This is a genomic window from Streptomyces sp. NPDC001137, assembly GCF_040298885.1.
In the GTDB taxonomy this organism is placed as follows: Bacteria; Actinomycetota; Actinomycetes; order Streptomycetales; family Streptomycetaceae; genus Streptomyces.
The window spans coordinates 1-19,625 of the sequence record NZ_JBEPBA010000019.1; the positions used below are offsets into that span (position 1 = coordinate 1).

Annotated in this window: 11 protein-coding genes; 6 read left to right on the forward strand and 5 right to left on the reverse strand. The window is 72.3% G+C overall.

Annotation, left to right across the window (positions count from 1 at the left end):
* Positions 1–483: 483 nt before the first annotated feature.
* Positions 484–1,035, reverse strand: coding sequence for a MarR family winged helix-turn-helix transcriptional regulator (locus ABT254_RS31215; protein ID WP_351477303.1), 552 nt, complete (start codon positions 1,033–1,035; stop codon positions 484–486).
* 110 nt (positions 1,036–1,145) lie between these two features.
* On the opposite strand from ABT254_RS31215, the gene ABT254_RS31220 reads away from it, so the two are divergent.
* Entirely contained in the window at positions 1,146–2,432 is a 1,287-nt protein-coding gene (locus ABT254_RS31220; protein ID WP_351477738.1) for an MFS transporter, read from the forward strand.
* A gap of 6 nt (positions 2,433–2,438) precedes the next feature.
* Here ABT254_RS31220 and ABT254_RS31225 read toward each other — a convergent pair whose 3' ends face one another.
* Entirely contained in the window at positions 2,439–4,091 is a 1,653-nt protein-coding gene (locus ABT254_RS31225; RefSeq protein ID WP_351477305.1) for an ATP-binding SpoIIE family protein phosphatase, read from the reverse strand.
* A gap of 222 nt (positions 4,092–4,313) precedes the next feature.
* Positions 4,314–5,693 (reverse strand): NAD(P)/FAD-dependent oxidoreductase, encoded by a 1,380-nt coding sequence (locus ABT254_RS31230; protein WP_351477308.1) that lies wholly within the window; start codon positions 5,691–5,693, stop codon positions 4,314–4,316.
* Positions 5,694–6,079: 386 nt separating this feature from the next.
* On the opposite strand from ABT254_RS31230, the gene ABT254_RS31235 reads away from it, so the two are divergent.
* Entirely contained in the window at positions 6,080–6,847 is a 768-nt protein-coding gene (locus tag ABT254_RS31235) for a TetR/AcrR family transcriptional regulator (protein ID WP_351477311.1), read from the forward strand.
* A 343-nt stretch (positions 6,848–7,190) separates the two neighbouring features.
* A complete protein-coding gene (locus ABT254_RS31240) occupies positions 7,191–9,137 on the forward strand; it encodes a sigma-70 family RNA polymerase sigma factor (RefSeq protein WP_351477314.1) in 1,947 nt (648 codons plus the stop codon).
* Positions 9,138–9,170: 33 nt separating this feature from the next.
* Here ABT254_RS31240 and ABT254_RS31245 read toward each other — a convergent pair whose 3' ends face one another.
* Both ABT254_RS31245 and ABT254_RS31250 read right to left on the reverse strand, forming a co-directional pair.
* On the reverse strand, positions 9,171–12,578 hold the full coding sequence (locus ABT254_RS31245; RefSeq protein WP_351477315.1) for an AfsR/SARP family transcriptional regulator: 3,408 nt from the start codon (positions 12,576–12,578) through the stop codon (positions 9,171–9,173).
* Between the two features lie 419 nt (positions 12,579–12,997).
* Positions 12,998–15,097: an asparagine synthase-related protein gene (locus ABT254_RS31250; RefSeq protein ID WP_351477317.1), complete on the reverse strand. Its 2,100-nt coding sequence runs from the start codon at positions 15,095–15,097 to the stop codon at positions 12,998–13,000.
* A gap of 683 nt (positions 15,098–15,780) precedes the next feature.
* Here ABT254_RS31250 and ABT254_RS31255 point away from each other — a divergent pair.
* From ABT254_RS31255 to trmB, 3 genes are all read left to right on the forward strand, one after another.
* Complete coding sequence (locus tag ABT254_RS31255; protein WP_351477320.1) at positions 15,781–17,205, forward strand: NsdA family TPR-like regulatory protein; 1,425 nt, start codon at positions 15,781–15,783, stop codon at positions 17,203–17,205.
* Positions 17,206–17,286: 81 nt separating this feature from the next.
* Complete coding sequence (gene lhgD / locus ABT254_RS31260; protein ID WP_351477323.1) at positions 17,287–18,507, forward strand: L-2-hydroxyglutarate dehydrogenase; 1,221 nt, start codon at positions 17,287–17,289, stop codon at positions 18,505–18,507.
* 227 nt (positions 18,508–18,734) lie between these two features.
* Positions 18,735–19,583: a tRNA (guanosine(46)-N7)-methyltransferase TrmB gene (gene trmB, locus ABT254_RS31265; RefSeq protein ID WP_351477326.1), complete on the forward strand. Its 849-nt coding sequence runs from the start codon at positions 18,735–18,737 to the stop codon at positions 19,581–19,583.
* The last annotated feature ends 42 nt before the right edge of the window (positions 19,584–19,625 follow it).

Here is a 19,625-nt window from a genome sequence, read left to right on the forward strand (position 1 = left end):
CTGTTGAGTTCTCAAGGAACGGACGCTTCCTTTGTACTCACCCTCTCGGGCTTTCCTCCGGGCAGTTTCCCTTCGGTCTTGCGTTTCCGACTCTACCAGACCGTTTCCCGGTCCGATTTCCTCGGCGCTTTCCAGGTTCCCGCTTTCGCGTTTCCCTTTCCGGCGGTTCCGACTCTATCAGATCCTTTCGGGCCTGACTCCCAGTCAGAGGGGGCTGTCCTCCCGGCCGTTGGGCCGTTCCGACGTCTCAAACCTTAGCGGATCCCTTCGGCAGTTCCTAATCGAGCTGCCGGTCCGAATCGAATTGAATTCGGGCACGCCGAAATCAATCCCATTGGGAGATCGTTCTGATGGTTTGAGGGTGCCGCTCGTGCGGCGGAGGTGCTGTCGCAGAACCGTTACGGCTCTGTGGCAACCCGAAGAACTTTACGGATCCGGGAGGGGGTTGTCAAGCACCCTCTGTCAAGATCTTTTACGGCGGCCTCAGTCCAGGTCGGTGAGGCGTCCGCCCGCGTCCGGCTGGGCGTGTTCCACCCTGCGCAGGAGGCGGGTGAGGACCTCTCCCAGCGTACTGCGCTCGTCGGGGGACAGGTCCTGGAGGAGGTCCTCCTCGAAGACCGTCGCGAGACGCATCGCCTCGAGCCACTTCTCGCGGCCCTCCGCGGTCAGCTCCACGATCACCCGGACGCGGTTGGACTCGTCACGCTCCCGGGTCACCAGACCCTCGGCCACCATGCGGTCGATCCGGTGGGTCATCGCGGCCGGCGTCAGCCCCAGGCGCTTGGCGAGATCGCTCGGGCCCAGTCGGTAGGGGGCACCGGAGAGGACGAGGGCCTTGAGGACCTCCCACTCGGCGCTGCTGATGCCGAGGGCGGAGGTCTGGCGGCCGTAGGCGACGTTCATACGGCGGTTCAGGCGGGAGAGGGCCGAGACGATCTTTTCGACCTGGGGGTCGAGGTCCCGGAACTCGCGCTGGTAGGCGGCGATCTGCTCTTCGAGTGTCGGCTCGCCGAGGGTGCCGGGGGTGTCGCCCATGGGCGAAGTATGGCACGGGCGTGCTTGGCGTTGAAGTTCTTCTAGGTGTACTGTTTAGCTTCGAACTTTAGGTTCTAAGTCTTCACTCCTAACTACTGAGAGAGGTGAACGTGACCAGGGCGATGGGCGCAGCGATGCGCCGGATCCACGTGGGCAACGCACTCAGCGCGTTCGGGCTCGGCTTCACCGTCCCCTACCTGTACGTCTATGTGGCGCAGGTGCGGGGGCTGGGGGCCATGACGGCGGGGCTCGTGCTCGCTGTCTTTGCCGTGGCCGCGCTGCTCGTGCTGCCGTTCGCCGGGCGGGCCATCGTCCGGCGCGGTCCCCGGCCGGTCCTGCTCGCCGCTCTGGTCACTGCCGCCGTGGGGGCGCTGAGCCTGGGGCTGGCGGGCAACAGCACCGCCGTGCTGTTGTCGGCGGCCGCGCTCGGGGCCGGACAGGCCGTGATGCAGCCGGCGCTCGCGACGATGATCGTGGAGTGCTCCACTGCGGACACGCGTTCGCGCGCCTTCGCCATGCAGTTCTTCCTGCAGAACCTGGGGCTGGGCGTCGGCGGGCTCATCGGCGGCCATCTCGTTGACTCTACGCGCGTCGACTCCTTCACGCTGCTGTTCTCGATCGAGGCTGCGGTGTTCCTGCTGCTCGCGGTCGTGATGGCCACCGTGCGGATGCCGCACTCCCCGCGCATCGAGGACGCGCCCGCGCAGGCGGCGAAGGGCAGCTGGAAGCAGCTGCTCGGCAACCGGGCCATGGTGCAGCTGTCCGTGCTGGGCTTTGTGCTGTTCTTCGCCTGCTACGGGCAGTTCGAGTCGGGGCTGAGCGCGTACGGGGTCGAGGCCGCGGGCATCTCGACGTCCGCGCTGGGGACGGCGCTGGCCGCCAACACCCTGATGATCGTCGTCGCGCAGTTCGCCGTGCTGAGGTTCGTCGAGCGCCGGCGCCGGTCCCGGGTGATCGCCGCTGTCGGGCTGATCTGGGCCCTGGCGTGGGTCCTGGCGGGGTACGCCGGGCTTGGGCACGGCAGCCAGGAGATGGCGACGGCCGCGTTCGTGTCGACGTACGCCTTGTTCGGGCTGGGTGAGGCGATGCTGTCGCCGACCGTCGCTCCGCTGGTCGCCGATCTCGCGCCGACGGGGATGGCGGGGCAGTACAACTCCGCCTTCGCCCTGGTGAAGCAGCTCGCGCTGGCCGTCGGGCCGGCCGTGGGCGGGCCGCTGGGGGCCTCGCTGCCCGCGCCGTACATCGTGACGTTCCTGCTGTTCTCGCTGGGGATCACCTTCCTCGCGCTGCGGCTGGGGCGGCAGCTCACCGCCGTACAGGACCAGCCGTGGCTCGGGAAGAGCCGGGTGGTCGCCCGGGGTGGGGCTGCCGCGGAGCCGGTGGTCGCGGAGGCCTGAGCCGGGTCAGGTCGAGCCCTTGGGGAGGACGAACTCGCACCAGACCGCCTTGCCTCCGCCCGGTGTGCGCCTTGAGCCCCAGTTCGAGGCGATCGTCGCGACGATGGCGATGCCCCGGCCCGACTCGTCGCCGGGTTCCGCGCGGCGGCGGCGCGGGAGGTGGTCGTCGCCGTCGGTGACCTCGATGATCAGGCGGCGGTCGGTGCGGCGCAGGCGCAGACGCATCGGTGGTGTGCCGTGCTGGAGGGAGTTGGCGACCAGTTCGCTGGCCGCGAGGACGCCGAGGTCGTGGAGGTCGGTGGGGAAGCGCCAGCTCGTCAGGACGCCGGAGGCGAAGGCACGCGCGCGTGGGGCGGCTTCGATGCCGCCGAGGAGTTCGAGGGCCGCGTTGCGGAAGAGGTCGCTGTCCGGGCCCGTGCGGGCCGGGTGCTGGAGGACCAGGACGGCGACGTCGTCGTCGTGGTCCGCCGTCACGCCCGCCGAGCGGACCAGGCGGTCGCAGACGACCTGGGGGGTGCCTGTGGCGCCGGCCAGGGCTCGCTCCAGGGCGGCGATGCCCTCGTCGAGGTCCTCGTCCCTGCGTTCCACCAGGCCGTCCGTGTAGAGGACGGCCGTGGAGCCGGGGCCCAGGGGGATCGAGCCCGAGGCGTGCATCCAGCCGCCCGTGCCGAGGGGCGGGCCGGTCGGTTCGTCGGCGCGCAGGACGACTCCGCTCTCGTCGCGGACGAGGATCGGGAGGTGGCCGGCGGAGGCGTACACCAGCCGGCCCTCGTTCGGGTCGTGGATGGCGTAGACGCAGGTCGCGATCTGGTTAGCGTCGATCTCCGTGGCGAGGCCGTCGAGGAGCTGGAGGACCTCGTGCGGGGGGAGGTCGAGGCGGGCGTACGCGCGGACCGCGGTACGGAGTTGGCCCATCACGGCCGCGGCTCGTACGCCCCGGCCCATCACATCGCCGATGACCAGGGCCGTGCGGCCGCCGCCCAGGGTGATGACGTCGTACCAGTCGCCGCCGACCGCCGCCTCGGTGCCGCCGGGCTGGTAGGTGGCGGCGATGCGCAGGTCGTCGGGTTCTTCGAGTTCCTGGGGCAGCAGGGAGCGCTGGAGGGTGACGGCTGTTTCGCGCTGGCGGCGTTCGCTGGCGCGGAGGCGTTCTGCGGCCTCTGCGTGGTCGGTGACGTCGGTGGCGAAGACCAGTACGCCCGCGTTCTCGCCTTCCGTCACCGGGGTGCAGGTGAAGGTGTAGGAGCGGCCGTCGGGGGCCTTGCGGGACTTGAGGGTGCGGGGCTTGCGGCTGCGCAGGACCTGGTCGAGGAGCGGGAGCAGGCCCAGTTCGTCGAGTTCGGGGAGGGATTCGCGGGTGGGCTCGCCGAGCGGTCGTACACCGAAGGCCGTCACATAGGCGTCGTTGATGTAGGCGACGCGGTGGTCGGGGCCGTGGACGAGGGCGACCAGGGCGGGGACCCGGTCGAGGACCTCGCGGACGGGGAGTTCGTCGACGGCCGGTACGGGCGCGTGCTCGTCGGTGAGTTGTTCGGCGCGGGCCGCGGGCACGGCGTTCGGGGGCTCGGCCTGCCGGTCGGGGGCGGCCGTGTGATCGGTCCGCGCTGCGGCGCGGCGCTGCGTTCCGGGGAGCCGGGCGCTCCAGCGCGTGAAGTTCACGAATCCTTGCCTCGTGTCGTCGTCTTCGGCGTCTTCGGCCGGCTCCGGACCCGTCCGGAGGGCTGGGGGGTGACGCCCCCGGGATGCAGCACGGTGGAGAGAGCCTCTTGGGTTCGAAGGGCGGGCATCTGCTCGCCCTGGGCGGGGATCAGTCTGGCAGTGTGGCCTACCGGGGCGACATCCGTGAGACGCCCACCCGGTCGGTGGAGTTCCTGGGTCCGGTCAGGACGACCCCTTCGGGTCGTTCATCGGGTCGGTAGGAGGCTTTCCACCGGCCGCGAGTTCGAACTCCGCTCGGGGATGTTCGAGCGAACCCAGGGAGACGATCTCCCGCTTGAAGAGGCCCGAAAGGGTCCATTCCGCCAGGACACGGGCCTTGCGATTGAAGGTGGGCACCCTGCTGAGGTGGTAGACGCGGTGCATGAACCAGGCAGGGTAGCCCTTCAGCTTGCGCCCGTAGACGTGGGCGACGCCCTTGTGAAGGCCCAGGGAGGCGACCGAGCCGACGTACCTGTGGGAGTACGTCTCGAGGGGTTCGCCGCGCAGGGAGTGCGCGATGTTGTCGCCGAGGAGCTTGGCCTGGCGGACCGCGTGCTGGGCGTTGGGTGCGGTCTCGGTGCCGGGTGCGGCGGCGGTGACGTCCGGGACGGCGGCCGCGTCCCCTGCCGCCCACGCGTGCGTGACGCCCTCGATCGTCAGCTGGGGGGTGCATTTCAGCCGGCCGCGTTCGGTCCGGGGGAGGTCGGTGGCGGCGAGCAGCGGGCTGGGCTTCACGCCGGCCGTCCAGACGACCGTACGGGTCGGGAAGCGGGCGCCGTCGCTGAGCACGGCGACGCGGTCCGCGCAGGACTCCAGGCGGGTGTGCAGGCGTACGTCGATGTTGCGGCGGCGCAGTTCGGTGACGGTGTAGCGGCCCATCTCCTCGCCGACCTCGGGCAGGATGCGGTCCGAGGCCTCCACGAGGATCCACTTCATGTCCTCGGGCCGGACGTTGTGGTAGCAGCGGGCGGCGTAGCGGGCCATGTCCTCGAGTTCGCCCAGCGCCTCGACCCCGGCGAAGCCGCCGCCGACGAAGACGAAGGTGAGGGCCGCGTCGCGGATCGCGGGGTCGCGGGTGGAGGAGGCGATGTCCATCTGCTCGATGACGTGGTTGCGCAGGCCGATGGCCTCCTCGACCGACTTGAAACCGATGCCGTGGTCGGCGAGGCCGGGGATGGGCAGCGTGCGCGAGATCGAGCCGGGCGCGAGGACGAGTTCGTCGTACGTCATGTGCTCGGGGCCCGCGCCCTCCTCCTCCGTGGCGAGGGTGGTGAGCGTGACCGTGCGTTTGGCGTGGTCGATGGACCGGACCTCGCCGACGACGACATGGCATTGATCGAGGACCCGTCGCAGCGGTACGACGACATGCCGGGGGGAAATGGCGCCGGCCGCCGCCTCGGGAAGGAATGGCTGATAGGTCATGTACGGGTCTGGAGTGACCACTGTGATCTCGGCCTCGCCCCGCCTGAGTTCCCGTTTCAGCTTCTGCTGGAGGCGCAGGGCCGTGTACATCCCGACGTAGCCGCCGCCGACAACGAGAATGCGCGCACGTTCCTTCACCATCCCATGACGCACCCGGCGCTTGAGTTTGTCCACAGCCCGGACAATTTGTGTGACGCGGGGCCGGGGACGCCCAGGGTTGGCCGAATTGCCCGAGTGCCCGGAAGGAGTGCAGGTCAGCGGGTGTGCGCCGGATGACCTTGGGGGGCGCAATCGGGACGTATGCGACCCGTACTCCGATCGGGGGGCGCTCCGTGCGGAACCTGCCCCTTCTGAATTGACTCCCTCTCAACTATGTTCGTGTCTCGACGGGGTGTAGGGGGATGCGCTCATCGTTCGCCGGGTCCGCGACGGGCGGGCCGGTGAACCGCGCTTGTTCCCGCGCCCTGGCAACCAATGAATGGCGGGGAGAGTCTCCGGGGGGAGACGTCATTACCGGGGGAACGCTTATGCATGTTCAGGACTCTCATTGGTCGTCCGCGTCTGCACTGACATCGGGCGGCATCGTGAGCGCGGCGACGGGCAACGGACGCGGGGACGCCTCGCGCACGACCCCGCTGCGCGTGGACGCACAGCGCAATCTGGAACACGTACTGCGCGCGGCGCGCGAGGTCTTCGGCGAGCTGGGGTACGGCGCGCCGATGGAGGACGTGGCGCGGCGGGCGCGGGTGGGTGTGGGGACCGTGTACCGGCGGTTCCCGAGCAAGGACGTCCTGGTGCGGCGGATAGCCGAGGAGGAGACCTCCCGGCTGACCGACCAGGCCCGGGCGGCGCTCGGCCAGGAGGACGAGCCGTGGTCGGCGCTCTCGCGCTTCCTGCGGACCTCTGTCGCCTCGGGCGCCGGGCGGCTGCTGCCGCCGCAGGTGCTGCGGGTCTCGGTCGCCGACGAGGGGTCCGACGGCACGGTCTTCGACGAGGCCCGGGTGCCGCAGCAGCGGACCCAGCCGGGTTCCGGGGAGCTGCGGCTCGTGCCCGAGGAGGCCCCGAGGGTCCCGGCGGAGGACGACACCGGTGCGGCGGCGCTGCTCGAGGTCGTGGGCCGGCTCGTGGAGCGGGCGCGCGCGGCGGGTGAGCTGCGGGCCGACGTGTCGGTCTCGGACGTACTGCTGGTCATCGCGACGGCGGCACCCTCGCTGCCGGACGCGGCACAGCAGGCGGCCGCTTCGGCACGGCTGCTCGACATCCTGCTGGAGGGGCTGCGGTCGCGGCCGGCCTGAGGGGTCGGCGGGACGGGGCCGTGTCAGCGTCTCCGGTGGCCCGTAACTCGAACGGTCCGTCACTCGAAGGGGTGATGGGGGGCGTGGGCACTGCGCGGCCCGCGCGCCCGGCGTGAGCCGGGAATGAACGGGACATTTCCGGCAAGCCACTCAACTGCCGCTCAACTGCCGCCTGTCGGGCGTCAATTGAGCCTTCCCCGAATGAGTGACGGTTAGTACTACGGCACGACAAGTCCCCACGGACGGGTGGATGGCCCGCTCTGATGGGTCCTGAACAAAAGCCAATATGGCACTCTGACCCGGTGTTCGGGACTGGTTGGGCAGGCGTCGGGGGCTTTCCGCGATGAGCGTTGACGGGCGGGACGAGCCACTGGGTGACGGTGACGCGGAGGCCGGTGGTTCGCCGCAGGTGCCGAGTCAGGGCGGGCCGGGCGGACGGGCGGGTGTCCCGCGCGGCGGCGGCCGCCCGGAGACCGTCATCCCGCCGCAGGGCGGCGAGCCGGTCGAGCCCGTCGAGGGCAGTGTCCCGGCGCAGCGCGACCGACGGGAGGACGGCGTCCTGCCGCCGCCCAGGGATCAGCCGCCCGCCGACGCCGATCTGATCGGGCGGATGCGCTCGGGCGACGACACCGCGTACGAGGAGCTGTACCGGCGCCACGCGGACGCGGTGCGCCGCTACGCCCGCACCTGCTGCCGCGACGCCCACACCGCTGACGACCTCACCGCCGAGGTCTTCGCCCGCATGCTCCAGGCGGTGCGCGGCGGCCACGGCCCCGAGCACGCCGTACGCGCGTATCTGCTCACCACCGTCCGGCGCGTGGCCGCGAACTGGACGAAGTCCGCGAAGCGGGAGCAACTGGTCGACGACTTCGCGGTGTTCGCGGCGCAGGCCGCGCGCTCCTCGGAGGTCTCCGACGACGACACCTTGGATCTCGGCGCCGACGTGCGCGCGATGCACGAGGCCGAGCAGTCCATGGCCATGCAGGCCTTCCGGTCGCTGCCCGAGCGCTGGCAGGCCGTGCTGTGGCACACCGAGGTCGAGGACGAGTCGCCGAGCGAGGTCGCCACGCTCTTCGGTCTTGACGCCAACGGCACGCGGGTTCTCGCCAGCCGCGCCCGCGAGGGCCTCAAGCAGGCCTACCTCCAGGCCCACGTCAGCGCCAGCCTCGCCGGCGACGAGGACTGCGCCCGCTACGCCGACCGGCTCGGCGCCTACGCCCGCGGCGGACTGCGTACGCGCGCCGAGCGGGGGCTGCGCAAGCACCTGGAGGAGTGCGCCAAGTGCCGGCTGGCCGCGGGCCAGATCAAGGAAGTCGCCGGCGGTATCCCGGGCGTCGTACCGGTCGCGGTCATCGGCTGGTTCGGTGCCGCCGGGTACGCCAAGGTGGCCGCGCTCGTCGCGGGCGGCGCCGGAGCCGGTGCGGCGGGCGCCGCGGGTGCGGCCGCCGCGGCGAGCGGCGGCTCGTCCAGCGGGGCGGGCGCCGGTGGTGCGGCGGCCTCCGAGGGGCTGGGTGCGCCCGCGAAGATCGGCATCGCCGCCGGTGTCCTCGCCGCCGCGGGTGTGGCAGTGGCCCTCGCGATGTCCGGGAGCGACGCCCCGGCCAGGAAGCCGGATGCGAAGCCACCCGCCTCCGCGCCGGTCGTCCGGCCCGGGTCGCCCGAGCCTGCGCCACCGAAGAAGAAGCCCGAGCCGAAGCCGCCGGCGATCGTGCGCGCGGCGGCTCCCGCGCAGGCTCCGGCCCCGACTCCCCGGCACAAGGCCACCCCGACCCCGGCCCCGGCCCCCACCCCCAAGCCGAAACCGACACCGAAGCCCACGCCGACGCCCACACCCACCCCGACCCCGCCGCCGGTCCCGGCCGTCTACCAGTGGAGCGGACTGTCGTACGACCTCACCGGCGACGGCACCAAGCCCGAGATGCGGATCGGCCAGAGCAGCTGGGTCTGGCAGCGGTACGGCATGACGGTCGCCGGCAAGCAGTACCCGCAGGGCGTGACCGTGCACGGCGAGTCCTCCGTCACCGTCGACCTCAACCGCACCTGCTCCGCCTACGACGCCCTGGTCGGCGTCGACGACATGACCCTCGGGCTCGGCAAGGTCTACTTCTCCGTCTACGCCGACGGCGTCCGGCTGTGGCAGTCCGGGCTGGTCCAGGCCGGCTACCCGGCCGTCCCGGTCCATGTGAACCTCGCCGGGCACCGGACCGTACGGCTGGTCGTCCAGCCGCAGAGCAGCTTCGACGCCCTGACGCTCGCGGACTGGGCCGAGTCGAAGTTCACCTGCTCGTAGCGCCGTACGGCTGCGGTTCGGGCTGCGGTTCGGCTACGGGAACTGCTCGGCAGGGTGCTTGTGCAGGGCCTCGCCGAGTTCCGCGAGGACGTCGTCGGCGGTGAGGGCGGCGCCCCGGGCGCGCTGCGCCTCGTACTCCTCGGCGCACAGCGCGGCGCGGGCGGCGGCCTCGGCCCGCTCGGCCTCGGCGCGCTCCGGCATGGGGCGCGGTTGGCCGCGCCGCAGCCGCTCCGCGGCGGCGAACAGGCCGACCGCGCGCGAATGGTCTCCCAGATCGGACAGCAGGACGGCCGCGTTGTCCACGAGAGTCGCCGTGACCACGTCGGCGCAGCGCCGCTCCACCGCCTCGCGGACGGTGTCGGCCAGCTTCGGCAGTCCCTGCGCCGGGCCCGATTCGGCGACCGTCACCAGGGCTTCGATCGCGTTCAGCATCACCGTGAACTGGGGCGGAGGTGTCCCCCGCCCGATCTCCGCGCGAGCCGCCTCGTGCAGCGTGCGGGCACCGGCGGTGTCCTTCTCGTCCAGCGCGAGCTGGGCGCGCATCAGCAGCACGAACGCCCTCGAATCCGGTACGCCGTAGCGGTCGGCGGCGGCCGTCGCCTCGTCCAGCCCGCCGGCCGCGGCCGCACGGTCGCCGTCCCGGTAGGCGATCTCGGCGAGCCGGGCCAGCAGGAACGGTGTCTCGGCGTACGCGCCCACCTCGTAGGCGAGCCGCAGCGCCTCCTCGTACTCGCCCCGGGCCTCCTCCAGGCGGCTCCGGGCCATCGCCGCCTCGCCGGCGGCGCTGCACACCTGGGCCCGCATCCAGCGGTCCCCGACGCGCCGGCTCAGCGCCCTGAGCTCCGCGAGGTCCTCGTCCACGCCCTCCATGCCGCCCGGTGAGTCGACGGCCATGTGCGTACGGAACATCAGGGCGACACCGACCGCCCAGTCGTCGCCGTGGGCACGGCAGTTGGCGACGCAGACGTCCAGGGCGGCACGGACGTCCTGCGGGTTGTCCAGGATGAAGGTGGTGAAGGGCCAGACGAGCCCCGGCATACGGGCCGCCTGCGGACCGCCCCGCTCGAAGAACTCCCGCAGCCGGCCGACGTATTGACGCAGCCGGTCGTCCAGCAGCGCGTCCATCGGCTGGGTGTCCGACTGCATGAAGAGGTGCAGCATCCGGACGTTCATCCGGAGGGTGTGGTGGGGGTGGTGTGTCTCGGCGTCGTGGGCGGAGAGGTAGGCGTCTATGGGATCTATTGGGTCTATTGGGTCTATTGGATCTATTGGATCTATTGGATCTATGAGTCCTATGGGGTCTATGGGGTTTGCGGGATCTGTAGGGCTCATGGGGGCTTGCGGGGCCGGGGCGGAGGCCGGAGAGGCGGTGGTGGTGTGGTCCAGGGCGACGCCCAGACGGAGGATCTGGTTCAGCCAGGACTCGGCCTCGTGGCGGTAGTTGCGCAGCCACCAGAACCAGCCCATGGACAGGGCGAGGGCGGCGGCCTCCGGCTCGGCGCCCGCGGTGAGGGCACGGCGGAGGGCGGCACGGATGTTGTCCAGCTCGGTCTCCAGGCGGGAGATCCACGGGAGTTGGCCGGCGGAACGCAGGAGGGGATCGGCCTCCTCCACGAGCGCGCGCACCCACGCGCTGTGCCGGCGCTCGGCCGCGGCGAGCAGTTCGGGGACCTCGGCGGCGCGCTCCGCGGCGTACTCGTGGATGGTCTCCAGCAGGCGGTAGCGCATGCCGGCGGAGCCCGTCCCCTCGTACGGGGTCTCCGCAGGGGTGGCCACGATCAGGGACTTGTCGACGAGCGCCCCGACGAGATCGGTCGCGGGGCCGGTGCACACGGCCTCCGCCGCCGCGAGGTCCCAACCGCCGGCGAACACGGAGACCTCGCGCAGCACCGTGCGCTCGCGCTCGTCCAGCAGTTCCCAGGACCAGTCGACGACCGCGCGCAGGGTCTGCTGGCGGGGCAGGACCGTACGGCTTCCGGAGGTGAGGAGGCGGAAGCGGTCGTCGAGGCGGTCGGCGATCTGGCGGGGCGTGAGCAGCCGCAGCCGGGCCGCGGCCAGTTCGATGGCGAGCGGCAGGCCGTCCAGGCGGCGGCAGATCTCCTCCACCGCCTCGCGGTCGCGGAGCACGGCGGCCGCGTCGGGACGGACGGCGGAGGCGCGCTCCTCGAAGAGGCGGTGCGCCTGGTCGAGGACGAGGGGTTCGACCGGGCGCACGGACTCGCCGGGGACGCCCAGGGGTTCACGGCTGGTGGCGAGGATCGTGAGCCCGGGGCAGTGGGTGAGCAGCGTCTCGGCGAGGGCTGCCGCTGCTTCTATGACATGTTCGCAGTTGTCAAGGATCAGGAGTTCGCTGCGCGGGGCGCAGTACTCGACGAGCAGGGCGAGGGGGTCGTCCTGCGGGGCCGTCAGCTCGGTGGTCATCAGCACGGTCTCGCGCAGACCGAGCGCGCTGACCACCGCGCCGGGCACCGCCTCCGGGCGGTCCAGCGGTGCCAGTTCGACCAGCCAGGCCTGGGGGAGCCCGGCGGCGGCCTCCTCGGCGAGGCGGGTCTTTCCGGAGCCGCCCGGACCCGTGAGGGTGACGAGCCTTGCCCTGTGCAATTCGGAACGGATGGCGTCGAGTTCTGGTTCCCGGCCCACGAAAGAGGTAAGGCGGGGACGGATGTTGCCGGTGCGGGTGGGGGGTTCGGGTGGGACGGGCGGGGGCGTGGGACCTGGTGTCGTGGCCGGGGTGAGCAGTTCCCTGTGCAGGGCGCGTAGTTGGGGGCCCGGGTCGGTGCCCAGGCCTTCGGCGAGGGCTCGGCGGGCGGTCTCGTAGGCGGCGAGGGCGTCGGCCGTGCGGCCCGTGTCGCGCAGGGCGCGGATGAGGAGGGCGTGCAGCGGTTCGTCGTACGGGTGCGCCGCGGTCAGTTCCTTCAGGTGCGGTACGGCGGCTTGGGCGCGGCCGAGTTGCAGGTCCGCGTCGATGCGGGCCCTTGTCGCCTCGCGGTGGAGCGCGTCGGGGCGGGTGGCGGCGAGGGGGTCAGGCAGGTCGGCGAGGGCGGGGCCGCGGTACAGGGCGAGGGCCTGGTCGAGTGCGTGGGCGGCGGTGTGCGGGTCGCCGTGGTCGAGGGCCGCCGTGCCCTGGCGTACCAGTCGCTCGAAGACGAACAGGTCCACGTCGTCCTGGGTGGCCTCCAGGCGGTAGCCGCCGGGGGCGGAGGTGATGGTCTGTCTGCCCAGGATGCGGCGGAGGCGGGCGATGAGGGCCTGGAGTGCGGCGGGGGCGTCCTGGGGTGGGGTGTCCGACCAGACCTCGTCGATGAGGGTGTCGGGGGTGGTGACTCGGCCCGGGCGCAGGGCGAGGGCGGTGAGGAGGGTGCGGAGGCGTTGGCCGGGGATGGGTAGGGCGGTGCCGTGGTCGTCCTCTGCCTGGGTGACGCCCAGGATTCTGTACCGCACCAGGTCATTGTCGCCGGGGGGCGGCGGTGGGGCACGTGGTTTGTGGGGGTCGGGGTTTCGGGGAGCCGGTGCGGCTGGGGAGCGCCGGGATGTTTTTCGCCCCCGCCGCCCCTACCCGTCCCATCCCCAGGGGCTGCCGCCCCTTCGACCCCACCAGGGGCTCCGCCCCTGAACCCCGGCGGGACTGCGTCCCCTGCACCCCTCCCGGGGCTCCGCCTCGGCCCCCTTCCAGAGCCCGCCCCCGAACACGGTGAGGGCTCCGCGCCCGAACCCCGGCGGGGACCGCGTCCCCCGCACCCCTCGCGGGGCTCCGCCCCTGCACCCCGTTTCGGGGCTCCGCCCCGGACCCCTATCGGCCTGAACGGCCTCGTCCTCAAACGCCGGACGGGCTGGAAAGAGGGGGCAGCAGGGGTTCGGGCTCACGCCACGCCCGCTCCCCCTCCGGAAGCCAGCGCCCCCCTTCGGGGGGTGATTCCCGCCGGTACTGCTCGTTGGCGGGCCGGGGTGCCTGTCCAGCAGGTTCCTCGGCGGGAGAGCAGGCGGCGCAGCCAGAGTTCGAGGGAGACGAGGTCTGCCAGGCCGTCCAGGGGGAGGGGTTCGCCTGCCGCTGCTGCGCGGAGGGCCTTGCGGACGACTCGGGCCTCCACCAGGCCCGCCTCCGCCAGCAAGGGGGTGGCGAAGAGGGCCATCAGGGAGTCGGCGGCCACCCTCAGCCCGGTGCGGGCCGCCACCGCCGCCGAGGCGTGGGAAGGGGCGCCCCAGCCTGGTGGGAGGTCGCTCACCCCGGCGCCTTCCAGGACCGTACGGAGGATCGCGGCACGCGCCCCCGGCTGTACGCGCAGCGCCTCGGGGAGGACGCGGCAGGCGCGGACCACCTGGTTGTCGAGGAACGGCGCGTGCAGGCGCTGGGAGCGGATCTCGGCTGCCTGTTCCAGGATGCGCAGGTCCGCCGCGTGCCGGGCCAGCGCTGCGCGTGCGCGGTAGTCGCCCGGACGTTGGGCCGCGCCCACGTTCGCGCGGCTCGTCGACGCCTGCAGGCGAACCGATACTTCAGCCAGGGCCTCACCGGTCAGCCAGCGTGCCGCCGGGCCCGGTCTCGCCCAGGTGAGGGCGGCGAGGGACGCTCCGACCGCGCCACCCGGCTCGTCGAAACGGCGTTGCAGGAGGCGTTCGGCGAGGAGGTCCAGGCCCGCCCGGTACGGGGTCCTCGCCAGCTTCCGGGCCGCGCCGTACACGCGCGCGGGGACCATCACCGAGCCGTCCGCCTTCGCGAGCGCCGCGACGGGGCGGACCAGGTGACGGCGCTTGCGGTCCATCAGGAGGTCGGCCAGGCGGGCCGGGTGCGCGTCCAGGACCTGGCGGGCGCCGTAGCCCGTGAAGTGGTCCGCGCTGCCGGAGGCCAGGCGGGTGCGGTGGCGGGCCGCCGTCACCAGGGACTGCCCCGGTTCGTCCGTCAGGGGGCCGTCCAGTTCGGCGTACGGGAGCGCCTCTTCGCCCCCGGTCACCACCACGTGGTGCAGGCGGGGGTTGGCGGCCAGCGATCCCGCCCGCTCCAGTTCCGCCTCGCGGCCGCCGACCGCCAGGTCGTTGAAGGTGACCGCGAGCAGGCGTTCGCCCGCGCCCGTGCCGTGGCCCAGGACCGTGCCCGGCATGCCCGGCAGGCCGGCCGCCAGCAGGGCGAGCGTCCCGGACGCCGGGCCGCCGGAGAGGTCTGCGCCGATGCCCGCCACCGGCATCCCGCGCGCGGCGCGGCGCTCCGCCGGGCCCATGCCGGGGACGGGACCCGGGTCCATGTCGACTCCAGGGACGTGTCTCGGCGCCGCCAGGCGCGTGCGTACCGCCTCCACCAGCGCGTCGCGCACCGCGTCGACCGCGCTGTCCGGGTCCGCCGAGGGCGCCGCCACCGCGAGCGAGGCGACCGGCTCGTAGCCGGCGATCTCCCGCGCCCCCGCGCGCAGGATCAGCGCATGCCCCGGCGGAATCCGCCGTACGCCGTCGTAGGGCGTGGAGTCGTGCAGCGCAGCCGGCACGTCGGGGGCGGCGAGAAGCGCGGCGAGGTGGCCGAAGTCGAGGTTGGCCTCGATGAGGTCGGCGAGGGGGAGTGCGGCCGTCGCATAGGCCGTACCGCCCGCCCACGGGGTGTAGAAGACGGGTCGGGCGCCCGCCAGGTCGCCGCAGACGGTGACCCGGCGGCCGACCTGGACGATCGCCGTGTAGCTGCCCGGCCAGGCCGTGAGGTGGCGCAGCGCGCCTCCGCGGGCGGCGAAGAGACCGACCCGCAGTGCCTCGTCGGAGGCCCCGCACGTGCCCAGGACCGCGATCCGGGTCTGCGCGTCGGCCTTGACCACCCGCACCTCGTCGGGCCGCCAGTCGCCGACCGCCCAGAGCGGGTCCGGGTCGCCCCACAGGAGTTGGGAGCCCACCGGGTGCACGGTCTCGCCGTCCTGCCCGGTGGCCCCCGCGGAACCGATCTCCGAAGCCCCCGCGGCGGTGCTGCTCCACCCCACCAACCACCGCATGGACGCCTCCACAGGCTGTGGACAACCAGTGCACCGTACGAACTGGTTCACCATGCTGCCATGAAGGGCGCACGCCGGAGGCGTGGTGGAGCCGCTTGCGATCCCCGGACGGCGCTTCGTCGCTCACCTGCCCGCAGCGCCGAACACCCGTACCCGGCAAGGTGTCTGCGACGCGAATGCGCCCCCGGAATGCTCCCCGAAAACGCCCTTCGCGCCCTCAAGTTCCGTGGTGGGAGCGGCAATTACCCAAGAAGTGCGGGGTCGATTTTCAGCCAAATCGGTGATGGCGGGCCAGCCTTGAACACGCTCCGTACATGCTCTGAGCATCGCATCACCCGCGCGCAGCCCGGGAGACGGAGTTCGCCCCCCGGGCCCGTCCGCCGCCCGCGGGGATGAAGGCGGCGGTGTCCCCCAGCCCGCTGGATCCAGTACAGCGGGCCGACCCACGCACCGTCCATGGAAGCGCTCCCCGCATGGCCGGAGAAGAGCGCACGGGCGGGCGCACGGCCACACAGCGGGAGCATGGCGCAACTGCGCGTATCGGACCCGTACTTCAGTGCGGACCACAATCCCGCCATCCGGAACAATGCCCCTTAACGCTTGGGATGCGGCGAACTACGCTGGGTTTACGAATGCCGCGTGGTTATGCCAGCGCGGCAGCCGTCTGTGTCGAGGGGTGGCGCATGTCCAGGGAGCAACGCGGGCCGAACGAAAAACTCGGCGCCGTTCTCGCCCTCGCGGGAATCAGCAACGCAGGACTCGCGCGTCGTGTCAACGATCTTGGCGCTCAACGCGGGTTGACTCTTCGCTACGACAAGACCTCGGTGGCGCGCTGGGTGTCGAAGGGCATGGTGCCGCAGGGTGCCGCGCCGCACCTCATCGCCGCCGCGATAGGGCAGAAGCTCGGCCGCCCGGTGCCGCTCCACGAGATCGGCCTGGCGGACGCGGATCCCGCGCCCGAAGTGGGCCTCGCCTTCCCCAGGGACGTAGGACAGGCGGTGCGGTCGGCGACGGAGCTCTACCGTCTCGACCTCGCCGGGCGCCGGGCCGGCTCCGGTGGCATCTGGCAGTCGCTGGCCGGATCGTTCGCAGTAAGCGCATACGCAACGCCCGCCTCACGGTGGCTGATAACACCGGCCGACAGTTCGGTGGCGCGCGAGGCGAACTCCGCCGACGGCTCGGGCGCACCGCTCAAAGTCGGCCACAGCGATGTGCAGAAGCTGCGGGAGGCCGCCGAGGACGCCCGGCGCTGGGACTCCAAGTACGGCGGAGGCGACTGGCGTTCGTCGATGGTGCCCGAGTGCTTAAGGGTGGAGGCGGCTCCGCTGCTGCTCGGCGCGTACTCGGACGAGGTCGGGCGCGCGCTGTTCGGGGCGAGCGCCGAACTGACCCGGCTCGCGGGCTGGATGGCCTTCGACACCGGGCAGCAGGAGGCCGCGCAGCGGTACTACATCCAGGCGCTGCGGCTGGCCCGGGCCGCCGCGGACGTACCCCTCGGGGGGTATGTGCTGGCGTCCATGTCGCTGCAGGCGACGTATCGCGGCTTCGGCGACGAGGGCGTCGACCTCGCGCAGGCCGCCCTCGAGCGCAACCGGGGGCTGGCGACCGCCCGCACCATGAGCTTCTTCCGGCTCGTCGAGGCACGGGCGCACGCGCGCGCGGGTGACGCGCAGGCGGCGGGCGGGGCGCTGCGGGCCGCCGAAGGGTGGCTGGAGCGGGCCCGTGACGGTGACAATGACCCGTCATGGCTGGGTTTCTACTCGTACGACCGTTTCGCTGCGGACGCGGCCGAGTGCTACCGCGATCTGAAGGCGCCGCGTCAGGTGCGGCGGTTCACCGAGCAGGCGCTGTCGAAGCCGACGGAGGAGTTCGTGCGGTCGCACGGGCTGCGGTTGGTCGTCTCGGCGGTGGCCGAGCTGGAGTCGGGCAATCTCGATGCGGCGTGCGAGCAGGGGGTGCGGGCGGTGGAGGTGGCCGGGCGGATCTCGTCCGCGCGGACCACGGAGTATGTGAAGGATCTTCTGCACCGACTGGAGCCGTACGGGGACGAGCCTCGGGTGGTGGAGTTGCGGGAGCGGGCCCGGCCCCTGCTGATGGCCCCGGCCTGAACCGGGGAAGGCGCGGCAGGAGCTCTTTCCTTCCACGTTTGAAGTGATTGTCAGTGGCGCAGTGCACTATCGGTAGGGGAGGTGGTGCGTGTGCGGCCGGGGATCGCTTACGACTGTGATGTGCTGGTGGTGGGGGGTGGCATCGTCGGGCTGTCCACGGCGTACGCGATCACGCGTGTCGCGCCGGGGACGCGGGTGACCGTGCTGGAGAAGGAGCCGGGGCCGGCCCGGCACCAGACGGGGCGCAACAGCGGGGTGATCCACAGCGGGATCTACTACCGCCCGGGCTCCCTGAAGGCGCGATACGCGGTGCGGGGCGCCGCCGAGATGGTGAAGTTCTGCGCGGAGTACGGAATCGCCCATGCCGTCACCGGCAAGCTGATCGTCGCGACCGAGAAGGACGAGCTGCCGCGGCTGCACGCCCTGGTGCAGCGCGGGCGGGAGAACGGGATTCCGGTACGGGAGCTGAGCGGCCCCCAGATCGCGGAGTACGAGCCGGAGGTGCGCGGGCTCGCGGCCATACACGTCGGGACGACCGGGATATGCGACTTCGTGGGGGTCGCCCGGCAGCTGGCCGAGGCATCCGGGGCGGAGATCCGGTACGGGGCACGGGTCGAGCGGATCGACCGGCGGCCGGAGCTCGGGGTGGCCGTGCGGACGACGAGCGGTGACGTCGTCCGGGGGCGCGTGCTGGTGAACTGCGCCGGGCTGTACTGCGACGAGGTGGCCTGGCTGACCGGGGACGACCCCGAGATGCGGATCGTGCCGTTCCGGGGCGAGTACTACGAGCTGGCCCGCCCCGATCTGGTGCGCGGGCTGGTGTATCCGGTGCCGGACCCGGCGTTCCCGTTCCTCGGCGTGCACCTCACACGCGGGATCGACGGCGGCGTGCACATCGGGCCGAACGCGGTGCCGGCGCTGGCGCGGGAGGGGTACGACTGGGGGGCCGTACGGCCGCGGGAGGTGGCGCGGACGCTGGCCTGGCCGGGGGCGTGGCGGATGGCCCGGCGGCACTGGCGGTACGGGGCCGGTGAGCTGGCGCGGTCGGCGTCCAAGGCGGCGTTCACCACGGCCGTGCGGCGGCTCTTGCCGGCGGTGACCGCGGATGATCTGGTGCCGGCTGCGGCGGGGGTGCGGGCGCAGGCGGTGCTGCGGGACGGGGGGCTGGTGGACGACTTCCTGATCAAGGAGGGGGCTCGGGCCGTGCATGTGCTGAACGCGCCCTCGCCTGCGGCGACCGCTTCACTGCCGATCGGGCGGGAGGTGGCTGGGCGGGCGCTGGCCATGCTGGGCTCGGTGTGAGGTAGCCCGGCGGCGGGGTCGGGCTCGCGGCGGATCCGCTGCCGGATGCAGCTCGCCCCCGCCCCCCCTACCCGTCCCGTACCTGGGGGCTGCCGCCCCCAGACCCCCGCTTCGGCCCTGAAGGGGCCTCGTCCTCAAACGCCGGACGGGCCGGGATTGCCGGCCGGCGCCGAGAAGCCGGCGCCCCGGGCTGGGTGCCTCACCGTGCCCGTAAAATCGACCCCACTGTGTCTGACTCCCTCAACACCCCCGAAGCCCCCCGCCCCGGCGATCATGTGCCGCACATCCCCGGAGTGTCGGTCCGGCATACCCGGGTCAAGGGGGAGCCACGGTTCCCGGACGGGCCGAAGGCCGATCCTGCCGGGTCGCACTTCGAGCGGCGGATCCGGAGCTTCCAGCCGCGGCGGAGCCGGGTGACCGCCGGGCAGGCCGATGCGCTGCAGCGGCTGTGGCCCAAGTGGGGGCTGGACATCGACGGGCAGCGGACCCTCGATCTCGGCGAGCTGTTCGGGAACGGCAATCCCGTCGTGCTGGAGATCGGGTTCGGGATGGGTGAGGCCACCGCGCAGATGGCCGCCGCGGACCCGGAGACGAACATCCTCGCCGTGGACGTGCACACCCCGGGGCAGGGGAACCTGCTCAACCTCGCCGACCACGACGGGCTGTCCAACGTCCGCGTGGCCAACGGGGACGCGATCATCCTGCTGCGCGAGATGCTCACCCCGGATTCGCTGGACGGCCTGCGCGTCTACTTCCCCGACCCGTGGCCGAAGAAGCGGCATCACAAGCGGCGGCTGATCCAGCCGGAGTTCCTCGACCTCGCCGCGGCCCGGATCAGACCCGGCGGGATCGTGCACTGCGCGACCGACTGGGAGCCGTACGCCGAACAGATGCTCGAAGTGCTGACGGCGCATCCGGAGTTCGAGAACACGCAGCCAGAGGGCGGTTTTGCGCCCCGTCCCGACTTCCGGCCGCTGACCCGTTTCGAGGGCCAGGGACTGGACAAGGGACATGTCGTGAACGACCTGCTCTTCCGTCGCGTACAGCACCACAACCAGCCCCCCACCGGCGCCTGACGCCCCACGGCCCTGCGGGCAATCCGAAGTACCGTCGCGGGC